Source organism: Pseudomonas sp. DF5 (assembly GCF_058148225.1).
The window spans coordinates 1-328 of record NZ_JBYVYM010000083.1 but is presented as its reverse complement, the minus strand read 5'-3'; the positions used below and the strand labels follow the sequence as shown (position 1 = coordinate 328).

The 328-nt window shown below is 62.8% G+C and carries 1 pseudogene; it reads left to right on the top strand.

Annotated elements, in window-relative coordinates:
* Nucleotides 1-328 (top strand): annotated as a pseudogene (locus tag AC30D7_RS28790) (beta strand repeat-containing protein); the annotation flags it as partial.

Sequence of the window (328 nt, the reverse complement as noted above, 5' to 3'; positions counted from 1 at the left end):
CGTCGGCCGCCGCGGTGAACGTTGATATCCGTCTGGGCACGGGCCTGGCTGGCACCGGTGGCGACGCCGAAGGCAGCACCCTGACCAACATCGAAAGAGTCATCGGTTCGGCGTTCAACGACAGCTTCACCGTTGCACTGGGCGCGATGACGTTTGAAGGCGGTGCAGGCGACGACACTTATTACATCAACACCAGTGGCGGGCCGACTCTCGTCGAGCTGGCCGATGGCGGCAACGATGAAATGCGCGTGTCGGTGGTCAATCCCAGCCACACCTTCATGGCTGCCAACATCGAGCGCCTGACCTTCACCGGCAGTGGCGCGTACAC